We start from the raw sequence: 5,858 nt of genomic DNA on the forward strand, positions 1-5,858 counted from the left end.
GGGCGGGGCGGGTTGGCGGTGACGCCCGGGTCGACGATCCAGTGCTGGGAGGACTCCTGGACCGACGGGGCTGCCGGTGCCGGTGGCTGTGCCGGTGCCGGTGCCGATTCCGGACCCGATCCCCGTACCGGCCCCGGCTTCGATCCCGGTGCCGGGAACGCGGTCCCCCCGGCCGCCTCGGGCGCCGCCGAGTGCAGCCCGGTGTCCGGGTCGACACGCTCACCGCTGGCCAGGCAGTAGCCCGTCGGCGTCACCGTGCCCGAGCAGCCGGGGTGCGGACAGGACCTGACCGCCGTCACGCGTCACCGTCCGCCTCTGCGAGCCGCCGCACCACGCGCGCGAACGCCGTCACCGCCCGCTCGGCGTCGGCCAGCGGGCAGGGCCCCGTCAGCAGGAGCTGCTGCGCCGTGCGGTAGGGCCCGACCGCCTCGGGGTGCTCGGCGAGGCCGCGCCGGGCGAGCCGCGCCAGGTGGTCGCGGAGCAGCCCGCGCAGCCGCAGGTGTTCGTCGAGCACCCCGCGCAGCTCGCTCTCGGCCCGCTCGGCCCGCAACAGATAGGTGTCCACGGCCTGTTCGGCGTACGAGAGCTTCTCCAGGAAGCGCGGTCCGCCCCGGCCCGTCAGCGGCCGCAGTTCGTTGCTGAGCTGGACCGTCCACAGGGCGGCCCGCGCCGCGTACCCGGTGGCGACCGGCGGGTCGACGACGTGCGGTTCGACGCGGTGGAAGAGGCGCCGGGCGCTGCGTTCGGTGTCGGCGAGCGCGTCGACGCGGGTGCCGATCCGCAGCAGCCACTGCGCGGCCCGCTCGGCGGGCAGCAGCTTCTCCGCGAGGGCGTAGGTGAAGCCGTGCGTGCTGGAACGCACCACGAGCAGCAGCCGGGCGCCGGACTCGGCCAGTTCGCCGAGCGTCCTGGCCGCGGCGGCCGGTTCGATGGCGGACCGGTCGGCGTAGAGCACGGCGACGGCGGGGCGCCGCCGCGGGGCCGTGCGCCGTCTGCCCGCGTGCCGCAGCTCGTGCCGCAGGACGGCGAGGGCCTCGCGGAGCTCGGGCCGTCCGGGATCGTCGAGGGCGGCGTCCTCCAGGTCGAGGACGAGGCCGATGCTGCCGACGCGGGGCGCGATCCCGGCGCGTGACAGGAGGGAGTCGGTGCCGTCGAACGGGTCGTCGCCGTCGCGCGCCTCCTCGTCCGGCTCGACCGGTCGCACCGCCAGTTGCGGGGACTGTTCGCGGTCGGCCATGTTCAGGACGACGTACAGGGCCTGCCGCGCCCGGTCGTCGTCCTCGGCGATGAAGAGGACCTCGGTGTCCCAGGCGTCCGCGTCCCCGTTCAGCCAGCGCGTGACGGTGCGCTGCAGCCCGTGCGGGCGGGCCGTGCGGGCGGCGTCGGCCGAGACGACGCGGTGGCCGGGGATGGCGTGCGGCCCGGTCACGTGCCGCTCGGCGAACCTGCGGAAGTACTTGGCGACGGTGGCCGCCGGGATCATGTACCCGTGCTCGCCCCGCTCGTCGGCCTGCGCCAGGATGCCGAGCAGCCGGTCGGTGCCCTCCTCCCGCACGCCCGCCCCGCTGAACCCGCCGCGCAGCCGCTGCCCGGAGCCCGCCCCGGTGAGGTCGATCTGCACCCGCTCGTCGCCCTCCCCGCCGGGCCCCCGGCAGACCCCGGTGAGCCACTGCCCGCCCGACTGGTGCTCGGGGAACCCGTCGATGAGGACCGTCGCGCCCCGGTAGTCGAGCGTGCGGTGCAGGGCGACCGGCGAGGGCAGGGGCGCCGCGTCGTCCAGGACGAGGACCGCCAGGTCGCCCTGCGCCTTGCCGAAGGCGGGCACCCAGTGGCCCGCCTCCACGGTCGCGGTGCGGTGCGGGGTCCGGGTCAGGCCCTGCAGCAACGGGAACTCGACCTGCACGCGGTCGGGCCGCAGCCCGGTCGCCGGATCGCGGATCACATGGGCGCAGGTGAGCACCCGGCCGGTGCCGAACAGCACCCCGGCGCCCAGCACGTCACCGCTGCCCGAGGCCGCCCACCGCCGCAGCCGGACCCGCCAACTCGAATGATCCATAGGAGAGTTGAGGCCCCCGTCCGCGGTTCCCGCATCCCCCTCCATGTCTCCTCAGAATAGGTGCGGGGACGGCCAAAGGCTCCTGGGCTGCAAGGGGATGCCGGGGGAGTCCGGGGGGAGCCAGGAGCGGGACCGCGCACGCTCGGAGCACGGACGGAGCATGGGGAGAGCGCGAGGAGAGCGCGGCCGGAGCGCGCGCTACCCCACGTACTCCTTCCAGATCCGCGGCGGCAGGACGTTGCCGCGCTCCGACTTCTTCCCGGCCACGCCCGACATCGGCAGGAGCTGCGGCTCGTCGGGGCGCAGCCGGAACAGCGTCACCGCCGTCGACAGGTCCTTCGTGAAGCCCGTGAACCAGGCCGACTTGAGACGGTCCTGGTCGCCCGTGCGGCCCGCCGCGACGTCCGCCCCGAGGCGTTTGCCCGCGGTGCGCAGGGCGTCGGAGACCTCCTGGGCCACCTGCGGGTCCAGCGCGCGCCGGGACGACGGGGGCTCCAGGCCCGGCAGGGTCTCGCCGTCCTTGAGGACCTTCGTCACCGAGTAGGGGTCGCGCTGCACCCCGTCGTTCGCGAACGTCCCGTACGCGGTGGCCATGCGGATCGCGCTCGGTGTCGACGTGCCGATGGAGAACGTCGGCTCCAGCGGGGCCATGCTCCGGCGCAGCAGACCGGCGGCGACCGCGGTCCTGCGCACCATGTCCTGGCCGACCTCCTTGCCCAGGCGTACGTACGTCGCGTTGCCGCCGGACACCAGCGCCTCGCGGAGCGTCGGGCGGTCGGGGTCGGGGGCGCCGTCGGACCGGCTCAGGGTCCCGTCGGACGCGTAGTGGCTGTCGGCCAGCACGCTCCGCCGCACCCCGGCCGCGGGGGCCTTGAGGGGCGCCACGCCGGAGGCCGGCAGGTCCCGCGCCGACACCCCGTGCTGCAACGCCGCGGCCAGCACGAACGGCTTGAACGCGGAGCCCACCGGGACCCCGGACGTGTCGGCGTTGTTGGTGAAGTGCTCGGTGGCGTCGGGCCCGCCGTACAGCGCGACGAGCGCCCCGTCGGACGGCCGCACGGACGCCGCGCCGACCTGCACGTACCGGTCGGCCGGGCGCTTCTTCGGATCGAGGTCGCGGGCGGTCACGCGCCGCACGGCCCGCTCCAGGCGGCCCACCCTGGCCTTGTCGAAGGTGGTGTGGATCTCGTAGCCGCCGCGCGCCAGCTCCTGGTCGGTGAGGCCGGTGTGCTGCTTGAGGTAGCGGTTCGCGACGTCGACTAGGTAGCCGGTCTGGCCGCCGAGGCTGGTGGAGCGCGACCGGCTGCGGGGCTCGGGGAAGGTGCGGTACTTCGCCCGCTCCTTCTTCGTCATCAGGCCGACCCCGACCTGCCGGTCCAGGATCCACGCCCAGCGCTGCCGCGCCCGCTCGTGGTTGGCGGCGCCGACCGCCGGGTCGTACAGGTCCGCGCCCTTCAGCATGGCGGCGAGCATCGCCCCCTGGCTGGGGTTCAGCTTCTTCGCGGGAATGCCGTAGTACGCGTGGGCGGCGGCCTCGATCCCGTTGGCGCCGCGCCCGAACCAACTGGTGTTGAGGTAGCCCTTGAGGATCTCGTCCTTGCTCTTCTTGCGGTCCACCTTCAGCGCGATCACGAACTCCTTGACCTTCCGCGTGACCGTCTGGTCCTGCGAGAGATAGGTGTTCTTCACGTACTGCTGGGTGATGGTGGAGCCGCCCTGCGTCTCCCGGCCGCGGGCCATGTTCACGGCGGCACGGGCCAGCCCCTTGGGGGAGACCCCGGAGTCGTCGTAGAAGGTCTCGTTCTCGGCGGCGATCACCGCGTGGACGGCGGACGGCGCGATCTGGTCCAGCTCCACGTTCTGCCGGTTGACCTCCCCGGTGCTCACCATCTGGGAGCCGTCCGACCAGTAGTAGACGTTGGCCTCGCGGCGGGCCGCCGCGTTCTCGTCGGGGACGTCCACGCTGACGTACACGCAGACGAAGAGCACGGCGACGGCGGTGACGAACAGGCCCGTCGCGCCGAGGAGCTGGCGCCACGACGGGAGCCAGCGCCGCACGCCGCTCCTTCCGGCGCGCGGGTAGTCCACGATCCGTCGCCGGCCGCGGCGACGCGGCTTCTTCCCCTGAGCATGTGTACCCATGCCGGAGGAGAGCGCGCCGCACGCGGCCGGGTTGGCCCGGAGGCCGTTAGCGGTACGTAACAGTCCGTCTGTGCCAGGACGCGGGGGGAGGCCGCGGGGGTCAGCGGACCTTCGTCAGCGCACCCTTGTCCTGGAAGGCGGACAGGCCGTTGGCCCAGAGCTGGTTGACCCGGGACCGCTCCTGCGCGTTCGGGTACGCGTTGGTGCAGGACGTGCCGGGTCCGCCGCCGGACATCAGCTCGCTGCACGGACCCGAGTAGTGGTCGGGCAGCCCGAGCACGTGACCCGTCTCGTGTGCCGTGACACGCGTGGAGTTGTACTGCTGGTTCTGCCGGTAGTCCAGGAAGATGTAGCCGCGGCCGTGCCCGTCGGTGGAGGCGTACGAGCCACGCGAGTCATTGCCCTCGCGGTACTGGAAGTTACCGGTCGAGCTGGTCTCCTGCAGCTTCACGTTGCTGACCGAGGAGTTCCAGATCTGCGTGCTCTGGGCTATCTGGCTGCGGAAGCTGGGCGCCCGGCTGGTGTTGTAGGTGACGGTGACGACCTGGATGCCGGGCTTCTCCGCCTGCTTCTTCAGCGCCGACTTCATGACGGCGTCGAAGAACTGCCGGTTGGCCGCCTGGTCCTCGGCCGATCCCGTGTACGCCGACGTGGCGTACGCGGAGGTGGGCTTGACCGTCTCGGGCGCCGGGGCCGCGAGCGCCGACGGCGCGGCGGCCAGCGAGGCCACGAGGGCGGCCGAGCCGAGGGTGGCGAGGAGGCCGATTCTGGATCTGTTCATGGGGGTGTCCCTTCCGGGAAGGCCGGGATAGCCGGTACGCCCGGGGTGTCCGGGCTGCCGGGACCGGAGGCCTGCGGGTGCGGCCCCCGGTCGGGACGAGTATCGGGAGGTCGGGGCGCATTCGCACCGATGCCATTCGGCGATAACGTCAAAGCATCAACTGGTTGACGTACGCCGCGAATTGCCCGTCTCCACCGGCCGTTCCCCCCCCCTCGCTACCGCACCCGCCTGATGCGGTGTATGTCGCGCACGCACAGGTTGAGGAGGGTGGCGACGACGATGATCCCCGTGCAGACGGCCAGCACGGACCGGTCGGCGAACACGGACGAGACGAGCGCGACGACGAGATAGCCGAGCGGGATCGCCAGCCGTTCGCCGACCTGGTTGAAGGAGCTCATCCGCCCCAACTCGCCCTCCGGCACCTGCTGCTGGAACGCCGTCGTCCAGGTCACCCCCGCGACGTCCAGCGTGATGCCCGCGAGGACGGCGGCGAGCAGCAGCCAGGGCAGCGGAAGCCCCAGCGCGAGCCCCGCCAGGGGCAGCGCGAGCCCCGAACTCGCGGCGACGGCCACGACGAGCAGCCGCTCCGGCTTCCACCGCAGACACACCACGGTCCCCGCGAGGAGCCCCAGCGAGAACGCGCCCTGGATCAGCCCCCAGGTGCGCGCGCCCTCGTACTCCTGCTCGGTGACGACCGGACCGAGCAGCTGGTAGCCCGCCAGCCACGCGGCGACGAGCACGGTCCCCGCCGCCGTGTACGTCCACAGCCAGGTCCGCGACCGGAACCCCGACCAGCCCTCCCGCAGATCGGCGAGGGCGCTGCCCTTCGACACCGGGGCGCCGAGCCGCAGGCCGAGCAGCAGCAGGGCCGCGACGGCG

Annotated in this window: 4 protein-coding genes and 1 pseudogene; all 5 read right to left on the reverse strand. The window is 73.4% G+C overall.

Features of this window, described 5'->3' with window-relative positions:
- Positions 1 to 299, reverse strand: a pseudogene (locus tag AOK03_RS43645) (hypothetical protein); the annotation flags it as partial.
- Positions 296 to 2,056, reverse strand: coding sequence for a S1 family peptidase (locus tag AOK03_RS39220; protein ID WP_055570115.1), 1,761 nt, complete (start codon positions 2,054 to 2,056; stop codon positions 296 to 298). The gene AOK03_RS39220 and the pseudogene AOK03_RS43645, both read right to left, overlap by 4 nt.
- Before the next feature lie 198 nt (positions 2,057 to 2,254).
- Positions 2,255 to 4,198, reverse strand: coding sequence for a transglycosylase domain-containing protein (locus AOK03_RS39225; RefSeq protein WP_055570116.1), 1,944 nt, complete (start codon positions 4,196 to 4,198; stop codon positions 2,255 to 2,257).
- A 100-nt stretch (positions 4,199 to 4,298) separates the two neighbouring features.
- Positions 4,299 to 4,979, reverse strand: a complete 681-nt coding sequence (gene snpA, locus AOK03_RS39230) for a snapalysin (protein WP_055570117.1) — start codon at positions 4,977 to 4,979, stop codon at positions 4,299 to 4,301.
- Positions 4,980 to 5,194: 215 nt separating this feature from the next.
- Positions 5,195 to 5,858, reverse strand: a 664-nt coding sequence (locus tag AOK03_RS39235) for an MFS transporter (RefSeq protein WP_157869220.1), incomplete at its 5' end; no start/stop codon positions are given.

Origin of the sequence: Streptomyces atriruber (assembly GCF_001418325.1) — a bacterium.
Lineage (GTDB): Bacteria > Actinomycetota > Actinomycetes > Streptomycetales > Streptomycetaceae > Streptomyces > Streptomyces atriruber.